Below are 16,600 nucleotides of genomic sequence, written 5' to 3'. Positions count from 1 at the left end.
CACTCAGCGACCTGGCGGCCGTTTACCAGACAAATCGTCATCCTGGCACAAGGAGGTATGAGCGGAGAGCAGGATGGGTAGTTAGCTGCCGACGACAGGACGCAGGCGCGAATCGGTAGGTCCCGCCGCCCGGCTTTCGGGAGCGGGACGACGGCGCGTCAGGTACGAAAGGAGCCGCCATGCGCGGAAAGATCATGTTCCTTGGCGGGCTGGCTGCAGGGTTCGTCCTGGGCGCCCGTGCCGGCCGGGAGAAGTACGAGGAGTTGGTGGTCCGGGGCCGCAAGGTGCTCGACCACCCGACCGTCCAGGAGGCGGCCGGGGTCGCGCAGGCCCAGGCCAACCGTCTCTACCACGAGGGTAGGGACAAGCTCGGCAACTCCAAGCTGGGCGAGAAGCTGAGCTCCAACGGTAAGGAGGGGCTGACCCCCGCCGACGACACGTTCGCCGGCACGCCGGCCACCGCCGGCACCAAGTCGGGTTCCGGCTCGTCGAGCTCCGGCTCGACGTCCGCCACCCCCCGCACCAAGCCGTCCGGCTCAGGAGCCAACGGCAGCACGCTCTGAGCACCCCCGGACGGGCCTGGCCGCAGACATCGGTGGCCGGGCCCGTCCGTATGCCCGCCCAGCTGCCGGTCGGGTGGGTCGGACGCCGCAACAGGCGTTGACGGGTCCGCTTCCGGCCGGCCACCGGTCTGAAACACCGCCGTGGCAGACTCCGCACGGAGGTGGTGGCGATGGCCCTGGTCCGGCCGGAGAATTCGCAGCAGGCACGGCTGGTCCGGTTGCTGCGGGACGAGGGACCCCGCTCCCGGGTGGAGCTGGGCGACCTGCTGGCCCTGTCCCGGACGGCCCTCACCACCGAACTGGACCGACTCGTCGCCCGTGGGCTGGTCGAGACCGCCGGCCCGGCGGCCTCCCGCGGTGGACGCCGCTCGTCGTTGCTCCGCCTCTCCGGCGGGGTGCGCTTCGCCAGCGTGGTGGTCGCCACGAACCGGGTCACCGTCGCGCTCACCGACGGCGAGCTGAACGTGCTGGCCGAGACGAGCGAGGCGGCGGAGGTACGCGACGGTCCGGAGCCGGTTATCGGCCGGGCCGTCGAGCTCGTCGACAAGCTCCGCGCTGAGCTGGGCGTCGCCGAACTCACAGGCGTCGGCGTCGCCCTTCCGGGGCCGGTCGACGGCGGTTCCTCCACCGCACCTGCTGTCCTGCCCCGTTGGCAGCGCTTTCCGGTCCGGGACGCGTTCGCCGCCGAGCTGGGCTGCCCGGTGCTTGTCGACAACGACGCGAACGTGCTCGCCCTGGGCGAGCGGCACGCCGGCATCGGCCGGACCGTCGAGGACTTCCTCTACCTGAAGCTCGGTACGGCGATCGGCTGCGGGCTGGTGCTCGGCGGATCGCTCTACCGGGGCGCGACGAGCAGCGCAGGCGACATCGCGCACCTACCGCTCGGCGAGGAGGGGCCGCCCTGCGCCTGCGGGGAGGCCGGTTGCCTTGAGGCGTACTGCGGTGATGCCGGGTTGGTCCGGGCGGCGCTGACGGTCGCCCGGGCGGACCGCTCCCCGGTGCTGGCCGCGCGGCTGGCCGAGGCGGGCACGCTCACCGTCGCGGACGTGGTCGCGGCCGCCACCGCCGGGGATCCAGCCACCCAGGTGCTGGTCCGCGACGCCGCCCGCCGCCTCGGTCGGGTACTTGTGGGCCTGGTCAGCTTCTTCAACCCCGGCATCGTCGTGATCGGCGGGGCACCCGAGGGGCTCGGGCACGTGCTGCTCTCCGAGATCCGGGGCGTGGTCTACCGGCGGTCCGCGCCGCTGGCCACCGGCACCATGCCGATTGTCCTCTCCGACCTGGCCGAGCGGGCCGCTGTGGTGGGCGCGGCCCACCTGGCCAGCGAACACGTCTTCAGCGCCGGCTGACCAGGTCTTCCGCCGTCGCTCACCAGGCCCACCCGACTGCACCGGTGCCAGGCGTCGGCCCCGGCCGGCGGACAGGTCCGACGGCCGCCCGGGACGCAGGCAGGACGGGGTGTCCGGGGGCCGGTTGCGGGCCGACCCCCGGAGGCCGTTCGGTTCAGTCCTTGCTGCTGAACGCCGCGTCGAAGGCGGCGGACGGTGCGTCGAAGGCGAGCCGGCGGACGAACTGGAGCGCCTCCGGGGCACCGACCAGCCGATCCATCCCGGCGTCCTCCCACTCGATGGAGATCGGCCCGGAGTAGCCGATGGCGTTCAGCGCCCGGAAGCAGTCCTCCCACGGCACGTCGCCGTGGCCGGTCGAGACGAAGTCCCAGCCCCGGCGCAGATCCGCCCAGGGCAGGTGCGAGGCCAGCCGGCCACGGCGGCCGTCGCCGGTACGCACCTTGGCGTCCTTGCAGTCGACGTGGTAGATCCGGTCGGCGAAGTCGAAGATGAAGTTGACCGGGTCGAGCTCCTGCCAGACGAAGTGCGACGGGTCCCAGTTCAGCCCGAAGGCGGGCCGGTTACCGATCGCCTCCAGGGTCCGCTTCGTCGTCCAGTAGTCGTACGCGATCTCGCTGGGGTGCACCTCGTGGGCGAAGCGCACCCCGACCTCGTCGAAGACGTCGAGGATCGGGTTCCACCTGTCGGCGAAGTCCTGGTAGCCGCGCTCGATCATGGCTGGCGGCACCGGCGGGAACATCGCCAGGGTGTGCCAGATCGACGAGCCGGTGAAGCCGACGACGGTGTCCACGCCGAGCCTGGCCGCCGCGCGGGCGGTGTCCTTGATCTCCTCGGCGGCCCGCTGGCGTACCCCTTCGGGCTCGCCGTCGCCCCAGATCCGGGCGGGCAGGATGCCCTGGTGCCGCTCGTCGATCGGGTGGTCGCAGACCGCCTGGCCGACCAGGTGGTTGGAGATCGTGAAGACCTGGAGGTTGTGCTTGGCGAGCGTCTCCCGCTTGCGTTCGATGTACGACTCGTCGGCCAGGGCCTTGTCCACCTCGAAGTGGTCGCCCCAGCAGGCGATCTCCAGGCCGTCGTAGCCCCACTCGGCGGCGAGCCGGCACACCTCCTCGAACGGAAGGTCGGCCCACTGGCCGGTGAACAGCGTGATCGGTCGCGCCATGTGTCCTATTCCCCTGTCGTGTTGGGGATTCCGTTACCTGCGGGACCGGGGCGAGGGATGACCGGATGTGGACGGCCCCGACGATGTGCCGGTGGACGCTGTCGCGCCTGGGGCCGACGGGTTGCGCCTCCCGCCGACTCACCGGCCACCTCGCGGTCGCCGTCCCTCACTCTAGGCGGGCGGCGGGCGGTACGAAAGAGCCCCGGTGCGACGGGGTGACCGTCGCACCGGGGCGTTCAACCTGTTCGGTTACGGCAGCACCCAGCGCTGGTTGGCGTTGGTGTGGCAGGTCCACAGGTGCACGGCCTGCCCGTCCGCGGAACTGTTGTTCGACACGTCCAGACACTTGCCCGAGTTCGGGTTGCGCAACGTGCCGTTTGACTGCGCCGACCAGACCTGCGCACCACCGCCGTTGCACGTCCACAACTGGATCTTCGTGCCGTCCGCGGAGCCCGCGCCGTTGACGTCCAGGCACTTGCCCAACGCCCGGATCGTCGAGTTCGGCGTCACCGTCCAGGTCTGCGCCGCGCCACCGTTGCAGGTCCAGATCTGGATCTGCGCGCCATTGGCCGACGAGCCGTTACGCACGTCCAGACACTTGCCGGCCAGTCCGGTGATCCGACCGGTCCGGTCACCGCCGGGCGGCGGGTCCGTGCCGCCAAGTTCCTTGATCCGGATGTTGCGGAACGAGACGTCGTCGCCGGTGCCGTGGTTCTGGATGCCGATGTGCCCGGCGAGCGACCGGACCGGGTCGGTGTTGGTGAAGTCGTTGATCTTCGAACCGTTCAGGAAGACCTGGAGCCGCTCCCCCTCCACCAGCAGCTCGTAGGTGTTCCACTCCCCCGCCGGGTTCAACGCGGCGTCCCGGGCGGCAAGGTCGGCGGCCTTGAAGCCGTAGACCGCGCCGGTGGTCCGGTCGGCGGCGTCGGTGGGGTCGATCTGCACCTCATAGCCGTTGTTGATGGCGGAGTTCGGGTCACTCGACGGTGGGAAGCCGATGAAGACGCCGGAGTTGTCGTCGCCGGCCACCCGCCAGTCCAGCTTCAGCGAGTAGTTGGTGAACTGCTTGGCGCTGTGCCAGAACAGCCCCATCCCGCCCACCGAGGTCAGCGTGGCGTCGGAGTTGGTGAAGCTGCCCGGACCGGCCTGGGACCAGCCGTTCGTCGAGCCGTTGTAGAGGGAGGTGTAGCCGGTCTCCGGCCGGCAGTCGGCCTTGGTGCGGCCGGCCGCGTACCGGATGCCGCCGAGCAGGTGCGCCCGGAACGCCGAATCGGAGTACGACGCCTGGGTGTGGCCGCCGCCGGTGTAGAAGGACCGGCCGCCGTTGTACGTCTTGCACCAGGCGATCGGGTGGTCGGCACCCATCACACCGCCGGAGTACGTCGACTCGTTGAGGTTCGCCAGCACCCGCGCGTTGGCGCGGGGGTTGCTCTGGAAGTCGTACCACTCGTCGGTGCGTACCCAGTTCTGCGGCAGGTGGGCGGTGGCCGCGTGGGCGCGGTTCTCCACCCGGACGGTGGCCTGCTGAATGGCCGGGTGGGAGCGGAAGTACGCGCCGACCAGGTTGCCGTAGAAGGACCAGCCGTATTCGGTGTCGGCGGCGGAGTGCACGCCGACGTAGCCGCCGCCGGAGCTGATGTACGACTCGAAGGCGCTCTGCTGGCTGGCATTGAGCACGTCACCAGTGGTGTTGAGGAAGATCACCGCTTCGTACTGGGCGAGGTTGCCGGTGGTGAAGGCGGCGGCGTCCTCGGTGGCGGCGACGGTGAAGCTGTTCGCCGCGCCCAGGTCACGGATGGCCTGGGTGCCCACCGCGATGGAGTCGTGCCGGAAGCCGGCCGTCTTGGAGAAGACCAGCACGTCGTACGGGGCGTCGGCGGCGCTGGCCGGGGTGGCCGGGGTGGTGCAGGCGAGTACGGCGAGGGCGGCGGTGGCCAGGCCGACGGTGGTTCGGAGGAGTCTTCGCATCTAGCTCTCCCAACGATCGTTGTGTCAGGAGGGGCCCGTCTCCAACACTAGGCGTTGACGAGGGGCCCCTCCTCGGATCAGGGCAGGACCCAGCGCTGGTTGGCGTTGGTGTGGCAGGTCCACAGGTGCACGACCTGCCCGTCGGCGGAACTGTTGTTCGACACGTCCAGACACTTGCCCGAGTTCGGGTTGCGCAACGTGCCGTTTGACTGCGCCGACCAGACCTGCGCACCACCGCCGTTGCACGTCCACAACTGGATCTTCGTGCCGTCGGCCGAGGCGGCGCCGTTGACGTCCAGGCACTTGCCCAACGCCCGGATGGTCGAGTTCGGCGTCACCGTCCAGCTCTGCGCCGCGCCACCGTTGCAGGTCCAGATCTGGATCTGCGTGCCGTCGGCGGTGGCCGCGTCGCGCACATCCAGGCACTTACCGCCCAGCCCGGTGATCGGACCGGTTCTGGCGGTGCCACCACTGCCGGTGGTGAAGGAGAACGAGTCCAGGTCGTAGAGGTGACCGGTGCCCGAGCCGGCGAAGGTCAGGTACAGCGTGGTGGTGCCGGTGGGCGGGTTGGTGAGGGTGCCGGTGACAGTGGTGAAGGTGTCCCAGCCGCCGGTGACCGGGACTGTCGCCGAGCCGAGCACCGTGCCGGTGGCCGAGCCGGCCCGCACCTGGAGGGTGCCACCGGCGCCGGCCGAGGAGACCCGGGCGCTGAACGAGGTGGCGTTGCCGATCCGGTACGGCTCGAACGCGATCCAGTCACCGTTGTTGATGTTGCCGACGGTCCGGCCGCCCTCGGCGGTCGCCTTGTCGAAGGGGTCGACGCCGGAGGCGCTCTTGTAGTGCTCCGCCTGCCGCTTGCGCGGCTGGAGGGTGTGCTGGGTGTGCGTGGTCAGGCCGCCGGCGTCGGTGTACTCGGCGTCGAAGATGCCGAAGATGTTGGCGGCGTCGTCGTGCTCACCGTCGACCGGTACGGCGATCGAGCCGGAACAGCCGTTCTGCGAGGTGATCTGGTGACCGTGGTTGTCGTGGCCGAGCACGTAGGTCATCTTGACCTTGGAGCAGTCGATGGTGCCGTCCTCCGGATCGGTCACCGTGATGCTGAACGGCACGGTGTCGCCGAAGCTGAACAGCTGGCCGTTGCCGGGGCTGTTGATGGTGACCGTCGGGGCGGTGTTGCCCACTCCGATCCGTACGCTCGCCGTTCCTGTGGCGCCCTGCGGGTCGCGTACGGTCAGGGTGGCGGTGTAGTTGCCGTTGGCGTTGTACGTCTTGGTCGGGTTCGCCGCCGTCGAGGTGGTGCCGTCGCCGAACGCCCACGAGTAGGTGAGCGCCCCACCCTCCGGGTCCGACGACCCGGCCGAGGAGAAGTTCACAGTCAACGGGGCGACGCCCGAGGTCCGGTTCGCCGAGGCCACCGCCGTGGGTGCCCGGTTGCCGCCGCCGACGTAGTCGTAGCGGTACAGGGCGGAGTTGGCGTCACCGTTGTAGAAACCGGTGCCGTAGTCGAGCACGTAGAGCGCGCCGTCCGGGCCGAACGCCATGTCCATGACCTGCTTGCCGTTCCACGGGAAGGACGCGTCGATGCTGGCTATCGAGCCGTTGGTGTTGACGTGGATCGGCTTGATCCAGCCCCGGCCGAACTCACCGGCGAAGAACAGCCCGTCGAAGCTCTGCGGCCACTTGGTGGCCGAGTTCAGGGCGGCGTCGTACCGGTAGACCGGGCCGGCCATCGGCGACTCGGAGCCGCTGCCGAACTCCGGCGGGCTGCCGGCGTCGCCGGCATAGCGGATCCAGGACGGCTTGGCGGCCGGCAGGGTGGTCAGGCCGGTGTTACGGAACGAGTTGTTCGTCGCGCCGCCATTGCAGTTGTACTTCGCTCCGGCGGTGTTGTTCGCGAAGTTCCACTCGGCGTACGTCTCGTTGCTGGTGTTGGTGCCGGTGCAGTACGGCCAGCCGTAGAAGCCGGGCGAGGTGATCCGGTTGAACTCCACCTGCCCGCTGGGACCACGCGCGGAGGTGGCACCCGAGTCCGGCCCGTAGTCGCCGACGTAGACCACACCTGTGGCCTTGTCGACGCTCATCCGGAACGGGTTGCGCAGCCCCATCGCGTAGATCTCGGGTCGGGTGCGGGCCGTGCCCGGGGCGAACATGTTGCCGGCCGGGATCGAGTACGAACCATTGGCGTTGACCTTGATCCGGAGGATCTTGCCGCGCAGGTCGTTGGTGTTGGCCGCGCTGCGCTGCGCGTCGTACGCCGGGTTGCGGTTGGTCCGCTCGTCGATCGGTGAGTAGCCGCCGGAGTCGAAGGGGTTCGTGTCGTCGCCTGTGGACAGATACAGGTTGCCCGCGGCGTCGAAGTCGATGTCGCCACCGGCGTGGCAGCACATCCCCCGGTCAGCGGCGACGTCGAGGATGTCGACCTTGCTGGACTGGTTGACCGTGAAGTCGGCGTTGAGGGTGAACCTGGACAGCCGGTTGACGCCCTGCCAGGAGGTCCAGTTGGTGCCGGTGGCCGGGGCGTCACCGCCGGGGGTGGACAGCGGCGGGGCGTAGTAGAGGAAGATGTGCCGGTTGGTGGCGAAGTTCGGGTCGACCCCTACGCCCTGCAGTCCGTCCTCGTCGTGGGTGTAGACCGGGATGTTGGCGATCACCGAGGTGTTGCCCGCGGCGTCGGTGCGACGCAGCGTGCCGTTTCGGGCGGTGTGCAGAACCGATCGGTCCGGCAGCACCGCGATGCTCATCGGTTCACCGACCTCGGCCAGCCCCTTGGCGAGGGTGACCTGCTGGAAGTCGCTGGCGACGATCGGATGGGCGATAGCCGGGGCCGGGCCGGCGACGGCCACGGTGCCGGCTGTGACGACGAGGAGCAGCGCTGAGGCGCTGGTGGACCACCGTGCGGGGTGGTGGGTGGTACGCATGGTGGACATCGCTGTGCTGTCCCTTCCTGACGAGTGCTCTGCCAGGGCGGGGCGCGCGCCGTCGCGCCGGATGCCGTAGCGGGAGTGCCGAGGGGGTGCCGCGCCGCCGGTTCACCTCGACGAAACATGTTGGTCCTAGCGACGACACTAAACGTCATACGTTGATGTGTCTATATCTTCTGCCCGCCGGATGCCGACTTTCGTCAGTTCGGTCAAAAGCCGTACGGAGGGGTCTGCCGCGACAGCGCTCAGCGCCGCCGGTCAATGCCACTCAGCACTGTCGGTCGATGGCCTGGGCGGCCAGCTCCATCAGGGCGGTCCGGCTCTCCGCGGCCAGTTCGGTGTGTTCCAGCGCCGCCAGCCCGGCCTCGGCGCAGACCTGAATCATCTGCTCGATCTTCCGGCGGGCACCGGTGCTCTCGATGATCTCGCGCAGCTCGTCGGCGCCCGCCGCGTCCAGGTCGGGGTTGCCGAACAGCTCACGTAGCCGGGCACCCTGTGCCCGGTCGGCGGCGTCGCGCGCCAGCGCCATCATCACCGTCGGCTTGCCCTCACGGAGGTCGTCCAGCACGGACTTGCCGGTGACCGCCGGGTCGCCGAAGACCCCCAGCACGTCGTCGCGCAACTGGAAGGCGTCCCCGAGCGGGTCGCCGAACTCGGCCAGGTTGTCCAGCAGCTCGGCGGGTGCGCCCGCCAACGCGGCGCCGATCTGCAACGGTCGGGTGACCGTGTAGCGGGCCGCCTTCATCCGGATCACCGTGAGCGCGCTGGCCACCGAGCCGTCGCCCACACCGGACACCAGGTCGAGGTACTCCCCCGCGATCACCTCGGTCCGCATCAGCGCGAACACGGCGTACCCCTGGTGCACCTGCTCGGGGCTCAGCCCGCACTCGTGGAACATCTGGTCCGACCAGGCGGCGCAGAGGTCACCGCAGAGCAGGGCGGTGTTGCGCCCGTACGCCTCGGGGTCACCCCGCCAGGACGAGCGGGCGTGCAGGTCGGCGAACATCCGGTGCACCGACGGCTCGCCCCGGCGGCGGTCGCTGCCGTCCAGGATGTCGTCGTGGATCAGCGCGAAGGCGTGGAACAGCTCCAGCGCGGCGGCGGCGGCCACGATCGGCGTGCCGTCCGGGCCGCCCGCGCCCCGCCAGCCCCAGTAGCAGAAGAGGGGACGCAGCCGCTTGCCACCGGCCAGCACGAACCGGTGCAACGTGGTGAAGACGCCCCGCGGTGCCCCGTCCGGCCAGTCCGGATCCTGCCGGTCGAGGAACGCGGTCAGCTCGGCGTCGAAGCGGGCCCGCAGCCCGGCGGCATCGACAGGTGCCTCGGCGAGGGTCACCGCCCCTCCAACCCGGCCAGCTCCAGCAGCAGCCCCTTCACCTCCGTGGCGGTTATCCGGTCCCGTGCCGTCGACGCGTCGGAGCAGAGCAGCACCGGCCCGTCGGCCGGATCGGTGGGCAGCCGTCCGTGTGAACCCCGCACCGCCCGCGCGCCGGCATCCAACCCGACCACGCTCATCAGGTACCGCATGCCGAGCTTCTTGCGGGCCAGCGCCACCCCGGCACGGCGCTTCGCCGCGCCCGGCGCGGCCGGGTCGAAGAACAGCTCCGCCGGGTCGTACCCGGGCTTGCGGTGAATCTCCACCAGCCGGGCGAAGTCAGGCGCGCGCGCGTCGTCGAGCCAGTAGTAGTACGTGAACCAGGCATCCGGCTCGGCCACCAGCACCAGTTCACCGGCGCGCTCGTGGTCCAACCCGTGTGCCGCCTTGCCCTCGGCGTCGAGCACCTCGGCCACCCCGGGCAGCCCGGCGCAGAGCTTCGCCACCGCCGGCGCGTCAGCCGGGTCGCGCACGTACACGTGGGCGATCTGGTGGTCGGCGACCGCGAACGCCCGCGAGGTCCACGGGTCCAGGTACTCCATGCCCGCCTGGGTGTGCACCCGCAGCAGCCCCTCGGCGCGTAACAACCGGTTGACGTCCACCGGCCGGGACACCTCGGTGATGCCGTACTCCGACAGCACCACCACCGTCGCGTCGCGGGCCTGCGCGGCGTCCAGCAGCGGGGCGAGCACACCGTCCAGCTCCGCCGCCGCGGCGGCGGACCGGGGGGATGACGGACCGAAGCGTTGCAGGTCGTAGTCCAGGTGCGGAACGTAGACCAGGGTCAGGTCAGGCGACTGCTCCGCGAGGATCTGCTCAGCCGCCCGGCAGATCCAGCGCGACGACGGCAGGCCCGCACCCGGCCCCCAGTAGGTGAACAGCGGGAAGGTGCCGAGCCGGTCGGTGAGCGCGTCGTGCAGTTGCGGCGGGTCGGTGTAGCAGTCCGGCTCCTTACGACCGTCGGCGTAGTAGACCGGGCGCGGGGTGACCGTCCAGTTCACGTCCGCGCCCATCGCGTACCACCAGCAGACGTTCGCCACCGTGTAGCCGGGCCGGACCCGGCGCGCGGCCTCCCACAGCTTCTCCCCGCCGACAAGCGCGTTGTGCTGCCGCCAGAGCAGCACCTCGCCGAGGTCCCGGAAGTACCACCCGTTGCCGACGATGCCGTGCTCGGCGGGGAGGGCTCCGGTGAGGAAGGTCGACTGCACCGAGCAGGTCACCGCCGGCAGCACGGTGCCCAGCTCGGCGCGGAACCCGGTGTCGGCGACCGCGCGTAGCCGGGGCATGTGCGCCAGCAACCGGGGGGTCAGCCCCACCACGTCCAGCACCACCAGCTGTCTGCTCATGCTCTGACCCCCTCCGGGGCTCGCAAAACCGGCTCACTCCTCGCGCTCACGGGATCGCCTCGCGTGGGTAACGGGGTCAGGCCGAGAGCGACGAGTTCGTCCCGGGTGAAGGCCAGTTCGGCGGCGATGCCGGCGGCCAGCTCCGCGTCGGTGCTCGGCCGTCGTGCCGCCGGCAGCACCCCCCAGGTGTACGTCTCGACGTCCAGGTGGTCGCAGCCGGCGTCGGCACCGGCGAAGAGCGCGGCCAGCGCGGCGCGCAGCACCGGCAGGGTCGAGCCCAACGGTGGTTCGGGCGGCGCGTGCAGTGGCACGTGGTAGTGCACCCGCCACGGCCCGGGCAGCGCGGCGTCGAGGGCGGCGTCGAGGTCGTCCGCCGCCCAGCTCGGATCGGCCGGATCGGCGGCAGCCGGCCCGTCGGTCGCGGCGGCGCAGGCGGCGGTACGGGTCTGGTGCAGGAACCGTGGCTCGACCCAGCGGCGCAGCGCGGCGGCGTCGCCGCCGGGATCGGCCGCCTCCAACGCGGCGGACACCTGCACCTTCACCACCGGCAGGCCGGCGGTGGCCAGCCGCTCCAGGGCGGCGGCGGGTTCCTCCCAGGCACAGGCGAGGTGGGCCAGGTCCAGGCAGATCCCGAGGCGGTCGGTGTCCATTCCGGACAGCGCGGTGACGGCCTGCGAGCTGCTCTCCACCACGCAGCCCGGCTCCGGTTCGAAGCCGACCCGCACCGGCCGGCCGGTGTCCCGCTCGACGGCGGCGAGTCCGGCCGCGAGCCTGTCGAGCTGGCGACGGGCGGCGTCCGCCCGGGCGTGGTCCCAGGGCGCGCGCCAGGCCAGCGGCAGAGTGGAGATCGAGCCGCGGACCGCGTCGTCGGGCAGCAGGTCGGCCAGGACCCGGGCCAGGTCGAGGGTGTAGCCGAGTCGGTCGTCGGTGGTCCAGTCCGGCCGGTACACCCTCCCCTTGACCACGAGCGCCTGGAAGGCCGCGTACGGAAAGCCGTTGAGGGTGACCACCTCCAGCCCGCGTACGGTCAGCTCGGTGCGCAACCGGCGGCGGGCGACCGGGTCGGCGGCCAGTTCGGCGGCGACCGGGGCGGCCAGCCACAGGCCGAGGCCGAGCGGGTCGGCGCCGAGCGTCTCGCGGATCGGCACCGCGTAGGTGTCCAGTTGGGCGACGATGCCGGCGAGGTCCTCGGCGGGGTGCACGTTCGTGCAGTATCCGAGGTGGATGGTGCGCCCACCGGCGTGGCGCAGCCGCATCAGCTGCCGCCGCGCAGGATCGAGTTGCCGGCGAAGGTCGGCTCGGCGAGGTCGTCGTCGGTCAGGTCGAGCCGCCCGGACTGCCCGTAGAACTCGACCGGGTTGCGCCAGAGCACCTGGTCGACGTCGTCGTCGGTGAAGCCGGCGAGCAGCATCGCCTCGCCTGTCGCCCGGGTCAGCAGCGGATCGGAGCGCCCCCAGTCGGCGGCCGAGTTGACAAGCATCCGGTCGGTCCCGTACGCCTTGAGCAGCTCGACCATGCGCGGCGGCGACATCTTGGTGTCCGGATAGATGGAGAAGCCGAGCCAGCAGCCGGTGTCGCGGACCAGTTTCACGGTCATCTCGTTGAGGTGGTCGAGCACCACCCGCTCCGGCGCGATGCCGGACTCGGCGACCACGGCCAGGCTGCGCTCGACACCTCGGACCTTGTCCCGGTGCGGGGTGTGCACCATCGCCGGCAGGTCGTGCGCCACGGCCAGGGCGAGCTGGGCGGCGAAGACGTCGTCCTCCTCGGGCGTCATCGAGTCGTACCCGATCTCGCCGACCGCCACCACACCGTCCTTCTCCAGGTAGCGGGGCAGTTCGTCGAGCACCGGCCGGCAACGCCTGTCGTTCGCCTCCTTCGGGTTCAGCGCGATCGTGGCGTGGTGGCGGATCCCGAACTGCCCGGCCCGGAAGGGCTCCCACCCGACAAGCGAGTCGAAGTAGTCGGTGAACGAGCCGACGCTCGTGCGCGGCTGCCCCAGCCAGAACGCCGGTTCCACCACCGCCCGGACGCCGGCGGCGGCCATCCGCTCGTAGTCGTCGGTGGTGCGGGACGTCATGTGGATGTGCGGGTCGAAGATCCGCATCACACCTCCCTGGGCTCGGGCTGGCTGGTGGCGGTGAGCCGGTCCAGCAGTTCGGTGGCGTCGGCGGGCATGCTCCGACCGGCGGCCCGACGCTCGGCGGCCAACGCGGCGAGCATCGCCGCCAGTTCCCCGTCCGCGCGGGCGTCGAGGTCGGCCACCGCCGCCAGTGGCACGCCGGTGAAGACGCACTTGAGCACCGCCTGCCGCCAGGCTGGCGGGTCGAGCTGCCGGGCGTACGGGCCGAGGGCGGCGGCGACCAGCCGGGTGTCGTTGGTGCGGATCGCGTCGTGCAGCAGCGGCACCCCGGCCGCACCGATCGGCAGCAGCGGCAGGGCCTTGAGCACCGCCCGCTTCTCGGCGGCGTCCCCGGTGCGGTAGAGCGTCTCGGCCTGCCCGGCGTGATCGGCGGGCAGGCTGGCCAGCAGCAGCGCCCGAGCCGCCTCGTCGGCGGTCCAACCGGGCAGGTCGGGCAGGTCGTGGCGCCCGCAGCGGCGGCCGGCCGCCGGAAACAGCCGCGCGATGGCTGCGGGTTCGGCCGCGACGCGGTCCAGGGCCGTGGCCAGCCAGTCCGGATCGGGTACGCCCCGCAGGGCCGCCCGCAGCTCGTCCACTGTCATCGCGTCTCCTCCCTGGTCCGCCGCCGTCGTCGTCGGTGGCGGTGGCGGTGGTACCCGCTCGCGCCCCTTTGCTCTGCTTCACTCCACGCGTCGGTAGTTGTCCGGATAGCGGGCACCCGGTGGCGCGTCCGTTGAAGCAGAGCAAGGGACGTGCCGGGCGGTATCGGCCGGGACGCCCGCACCGCCGGTCACCAGGCCAGCGTCGGTCGTCGACCCGGCGGCGGCTGCGGGCCGGGCTTCGGCGACGCGGAGGAAGTCCAGCGAGTGCGCGGCGACCGTGGGAGCGGCGTGCGAGTGACGCGGCAACTCGACCGCCACCAGGCCCCGGTAGCCGATCTCGCGCAGCGCGGCCAGCACCGGCGGAAAGTCGATCTCGCCGGTGCCGAACTCCAGGTGCTCGTGCACGCCCCGCCGCATGTCGTCGATCTGCACGTTGACCAGGTGCGCGGCGACGTCGCGGACACACTCGGGCACCGGCAGTGACTCCAGGCAACGGCAGTGTCCGATGTCGAGAGTGATGCCGAGGCGAGCGGGCGAGCCGAGGGCGGTGTGCAGCCGACGCCAGTCGGCGATGTTCTCGACAAGCATCCCCGGCTCCGGTTCGAAGCCCAGCGTCACCCCGACGGCCTCGGCCGCCTCGACCACTGTGGCGCAGCGGGTGACCAGACGGTCCCAGGCCACTGCCGGTGTCACCGACTCCGGCCGGACACCGGCCCAGAACGAGACCGCCTCGGCACCGAGGTCCGCGCCGATCGCCACCGCCCGACGCAGGAACTCGATCCGCAGCGTCGGGTCGTCGTGCAGCAGTGTGGGGGCGTGCTTGTGCCAGGGGTCCAGCAGGAACCGCGCGCCGGTCTCGATCACCAGCCCGAGGCCGAGTTCGGCGAGCCGGCGAGCGACGGCGTCGACCCGCCGCGCCAGCTCGGGCGCGAACGGATCGAGGTGGTCATGGTCCAGGGTGAGCGCGACACCGGCATAGCCGAGGTCGGCGATGACCGCGAGCGCGTCGTCGAGGCGGTGGTTGGCGAAGCCGTTGGTGCCGTACCCGAACCGCAGCGCGTCGGGGGGCGTGGCGGTGCCGGCGGCCGTCATGTCGGCGAGACCTTCCGGGCCAGGCGTCGACCCAGCGGCGCGGCAGCCGCTACCGCCAGCCCGAGCAGGCCGGACCCGGTGCGGGCGGTGAGCGCTCCCTGCAACGCGGGCAGGCCGGTGATGCCGGCGCCGACGGCCGAGCGGACCCGCGCGGCTGTGGGTTCGGCCGCCACCCGCGCCTGTGCGCCGCCGTAGCGGGCGGCGTACCAGGCGGCGAGCACGGCGGGCAACGCCGCCGCCACCGTGTCCACGGTCCGCCGCGCAGCGGACCGGGCAACGTCCGCCGCCGCCGGCGGCCGGCCGGGCGGCAGCCCGGCGCTCGCCGCGACGAGTGCGGTGCCGGCGAGGGTACGCAGCGGCAGAGCGCGGTCGGTGCCGCTGACCTCCCGGCGGGACAGCGCGGTGACGGTCCAGGTGTGCGCGGCGACGGTGACCGCTGCCGGCAACGCCCGGACCGTACGTCCTCCGGCGGCACCGAGCAGCACGTCCAGACCTCGGCAGGTGGCCATCATGGCGGGGCCGGCGGCGGTGTTCTTGGCCGCCAGGTCGTACCCCCAGACGGCAGCGGCCAACGGCAACGCCACGGCGGTGGCCCGCCGGCCCCCGGCGGCGGCGGCGAGCCCGACACCGGCGGCGGTGAGGCCGGCGGCGAGGCCGACCGCCACGCCGGGGCTGACCCGGCCGCTCGGTATCGGCCGTTCGGGGCGCTCCACGGCGTCCAGCTCACGGTCGGCCCAGTCGTTGGCGGCCATGCCGGCCCAGTACAGCAGCACCGACGCGGCGGCGAGGGCGGGGGTACGCCGTCCGAGGGCACCCGCCGCGGCGGCACCGGCGACCACGTCTCCGGGTACGGAGAGCGCGGCCGGGGCACGGACCAGTTCGGCCAGGTCAGCCACGCGCGGCATCGCTGCCTCCGGGGTCCAGGCTGCCGGCGAACGCGCACAGCCGGGTCCACTGGTCGGCCAGCGAGTGGGTCGCGGTGCCGAGCGGATCCTTGAAGAAGAAGGCGAGGTCGTGCAGCGGCCCGCTGCGGCCGGCGGCGTGCGCGGCGGCGGTGAGTCGGGCCAGGTCGAGCACGAGCGGGGCGGCCAGCGCCGAGTCGCAGCCGTGCCAGGTGAACTCCAGCCGCATCCCGGTGCCCAGGAACCCGGCGAAGGTGATCAGATCCCAGGCGGTCTTGAAGTCACCGAGTTCCTCGACGTATCCGATCCGGGTGTCGCCCTGCGGCAGGTAGCCGAGGGTCTCCCCGAGCACCCGTTGCTTGCTGCGCACCTTTGCGGCGTTGGCGTCGGGGTCGGCCAGGGTGGCGCCGTCGCCGCCGCCGAGCAGGTTGAGCCCGGACCAGGACCGGACGGTGAGGTGGCGCATCGCGAACATCGGGGCGAGCACCGACTTGAGCAGGGTCTCCCCGGTCTTGCCGTCGTGGCCGGCGTACGGCACGCGGTGGCGGTCGGCAAGCGCGGTAAGCGCCGGCAGCCGCAGACCCGTCGACGGGGTGAAGTCGACGTACGCGCAGTCCGCCAGGACCGCCGCGTACGCGTACAGCGAGCTGGGCGGCAGCACCTCGTCGGGACCGGCGAGGGTGGCCCGCAGCGCGTCGGGGTCGGCGTGCCCGGGATGCGGGCGGGGGGCCGGTTCGGTGGCGGCGACGTTCACCACCACCACCCGGGCGAGCCCGTGCCGCTGCCGGAAGGTGCTGAGATCGCGGACGATCTCGGCGGCCCGGTCGGCCTGGGTCCCGGCGGTCGGCGCGGGGCGCAGCTCCGGTTCCACGGCGGCCAGTTCCTCGGACAGCGCGGCGACCAGGCGGGCCGGCAGCACCCCGGCGTCAGCGAGCGCCTCGGCGCGCTTGGCGATCGGGGTGGCGACCACGTCGTGTCCGCCGAAGACCAGGTCGCCGAAGCCCGGCAGGGCGGGGCTGTTGACCCCGGGCAGTTCGGTGACGCAGCCGGTCGGCCCGGTAAGCCCGGCGCGCAGCGCGAGCGCCCCGACGATGCTGGTGGTCGCGACCGAGCCACGTACCCCCACCAGCCAGACACCTGTACGCATAGCGCTCCTTCCGGTGTCCATAAACCGACATGCATCGATTGAATCTTGATA

The 16,600-nt window shown here is 71.9% G+C and carries 13 protein-coding genes; 2 read left to right on the top strand and 11 right to left on the bottom strand.

Annotated features, from left to right (window positions below; genetic code table 11):
- The first annotated feature begins 179 nt into the window (after positions 1-179).
- Positions 180-563 carry a hypothetical protein gene (locus CLT74_RS28620; RefSeq protein ID WP_099850570.1) on the top strand — a complete coding sequence of 128 codons (384 nt, stop codon included), beginning with the start codon at positions 180-182 and terminating at the stop codon, positions 561-563.
- 170 nt (positions 564-733) lie between these two features.
- Positions 734-1,912, top strand: a complete 1,179-nt coding sequence (locus tag CLT74_RS28615; RefSeq protein WP_099853271.1) for an ROK family transcriptional regulator — start codon at positions 734-736, stop codon at positions 1,910-1,912.
- A 154-nt stretch (positions 1,913-2,066) separates the two neighbouring features.
- On the opposite strand, the gene CLT74_RS28610 is transcribed toward CLT74_RS28615, so the two are convergent.
- The 11 genes from CLT74_RS28610 to CLT74_RS28560 all read right to left on the bottom strand — a co-directional run bounded on the left by CLT74_RS28610 (position 2,067) and on the right by CLT74_RS28560 (position 16,549).
- Positions 2,067-3,074 carry a sugar phosphate isomerase/epimerase family protein gene (locus CLT74_RS28610; protein ID WP_099850568.1) on the bottom strand — a complete coding sequence of 336 codons (1,008 nt, stop codon included), beginning with the start codon at positions 3,072-3,074 and terminating at the stop codon, positions 2,067-2,069.
- A 249-nt stretch (positions 3,075-3,323) separates the two neighbouring features.
- On the bottom strand, positions 3,324-5,042 hold the full coding sequence (locus CLT74_RS28605; RefSeq protein ID WP_099850566.1) for a ThuA domain-containing protein: 1,719 nt from the start codon (positions 5,040-5,042) through the stop codon (positions 3,324-3,326).
- Positions 5,043-5,119: 77 nt separating this feature from the next.
- Positions 5,120-7,960, bottom strand: coding sequence for a carbohydrate-binding protein (locus CLT74_RS28600; RefSeq protein WP_099853265.1), 2,841 nt, complete (start codon positions 7,958-7,960; stop codon positions 5,120-5,122).
- 271 nt (positions 7,961-8,231) lie between these two features.
- Positions 8,232-9,299, bottom strand: a complete 1,068-nt coding sequence (locus CLT74_RS28595) for a polyprenyl synthetase family protein (protein ID WP_099850564.1) — start codon at positions 9,297-9,299, stop codon at positions 8,232-8,234.
- Positions 9,296-10,684: an alkaline phosphatase family protein gene (locus CLT74_RS28590; protein ID WP_099850562.1), complete on the bottom strand. Its 1,389-nt coding sequence runs from the start codon at positions 10,682-10,684 to the stop codon at positions 9,296-9,298. The genes CLT74_RS28595 and CLT74_RS28590 overlap by 4 nt, the downstream gene beginning before the upstream one ends.
- Positions 10,681-11,940 (bottom strand): metabolite traffic protein EboE, encoded by a 1,260-nt coding sequence (eboE, locus tag CLT74_RS28585; RefSeq protein ID WP_099850560.1) that lies wholly within the window; start codon positions 11,938-11,940, stop codon positions 10,681-10,683. Before eboE ends, CLT74_RS28590 begins: the two co-directional genes overlap by 4 nt.
- Positions 11,940-12,791: a TatD family hydrolase gene (locus CLT74_RS28580; RefSeq protein ID WP_099853260.1), complete on the bottom strand. Its 852-nt coding sequence runs from the start codon at positions 12,789-12,791 to the stop codon at positions 11,940-11,942. The genes eboE and CLT74_RS28580 overlap by 1 nt, the downstream gene beginning before the upstream one ends.
- The gene (locus CLT74_RS28575; protein ID WP_099850558.1) at positions 12,791-13,408 is read right to left on the bottom strand and encodes an EboA domain-containing protein; all 618 of its coding nucleotides are present in this window, start codon (positions 13,406-13,408) and stop codon (positions 12,791-12,793) included. Before CLT74_RS28575 ends, CLT74_RS28580 begins: the two co-directional genes overlap by 1 nt.
- A 78-nt stretch (positions 13,409-13,486) precedes the next feature.
- Entirely contained in the window at positions 13,487-14,500 is a 1,014-nt protein-coding gene (locus CLT74_RS28570) for a sugar phosphate isomerase/epimerase family protein (protein ID WP_099850556.1), read from the bottom strand.
- A complete protein-coding gene (locus CLT74_RS28565) occupies positions 14,497-15,405 on the bottom strand; it encodes an SCO3242 family prenyltransferase (RefSeq protein ID WP_099850554.1) in 909 nt (302 codons plus the stop codon). The genes CLT74_RS28570 and CLT74_RS28565 overlap by 4 nt, the downstream gene beginning before the upstream one ends.
- On the bottom strand, positions 15,389-16,549 hold the full coding sequence (locus tag CLT74_RS28560) for an inositol-3-phosphate synthase (protein ID WP_099850552.1): 1,161 nt from the start codon (positions 16,547-16,549) through the stop codon (positions 15,389-15,391). The genes CLT74_RS28565 and CLT74_RS28560 overlap by 17 nt, the downstream gene beginning before the upstream one ends.
- Positions 16,550-16,600 lie beyond the last annotated feature (51 nt).

The organism is Verrucosispora sp. CNZ293 (genome assembly GCF_002754655.1).
Note: the sequence above shows the minus strand (reverse complement) of the source record. Positions and strands in the feature narration are given on the sequence as shown.

Excerpts from the sequence above, each read along its gene's own strand:
- CLT74_RS28620 (WP_099850570.1), top strand. The coding sequence starts at position 180 with ATGCGCGGAAAGATCATGTTCCTTGGCGGGCTGGCTGCAGGGTTCGTC.
- CLT74_RS28615 (WP_099853271.1), top strand. The coding sequence starts at position 734 with ATGGCCCTGGTCCGGCCGGAGAATTCGCAGCAGGCACGGCTGGTCCGG.
- CLT74_RS28610 (WP_099850568.1), bottom strand. The coding sequence starts at position 3,074 with ATGGCGCGACCGATCACGCTGTTCACCGGCCAGTGGGCCGACCTTCCG.
- CLT74_RS28605 (WP_099850566.1), bottom strand. The coding sequence starts at position 5,042 with ATGCGAAGACTCCTCCGAACCACCGTCGGCCTGGCCACCGCCGCCCTC.
- CLT74_RS28600 (WP_099853265.1), bottom strand. The coding sequence starts at position 7,960 with ATGCGTACCACCCACCACCCCGCACGGTGGTCCACCAGCGCCTCAGCG.
- CLT74_RS28590 (WP_099850562.1), bottom strand. The coding sequence starts at position 10,684 with ATGAGCAGACAGCTGGTGGTGCTGGACGTGGTGGGGCTGACCCCCCGG.
- eboE (WP_099850560.1), bottom strand. The coding sequence starts at position 11,940 with ATGCGGCTGCGCCACGCCGGTGGGCGCACCATCCACCTCGGATACTGC.
- CLT74_RS28580 (WP_099853260.1), bottom strand. The coding sequence starts at position 12,791 with ATGCGGATCTTCGACCCGCACATCCACATGACGTCCCGCACCACCGAC.
- CLT74_RS28575 (WP_099850558.1), bottom strand. The coding sequence starts at position 13,408 with ATGACAGTGGACGAGCTGCGGGCGGCCCTGCGGGGCGTACCCGATCCG.
- CLT74_RS28570 (WP_099850556.1), bottom strand. The coding sequence starts at position 14,500 with ATGACGGCCGCCGGCACCGCCACGCCCCCCGACGCGCTGCGGTTCGGG.
- CLT74_RS28565 (WP_099850554.1), bottom strand. The coding sequence starts at position 15,405 with ATGCCGCGCGTGGCTGACCTGGCCGAACTGGTCCGTGCCCCGGCCGCG.
- CLT74_RS28560 (WP_099850552.1), bottom strand. The coding sequence starts at position 16,549 with ATGCGTACAGGTGTCTGGCTGGTGGGGGTACGTGGCTCGGTCGCGACC.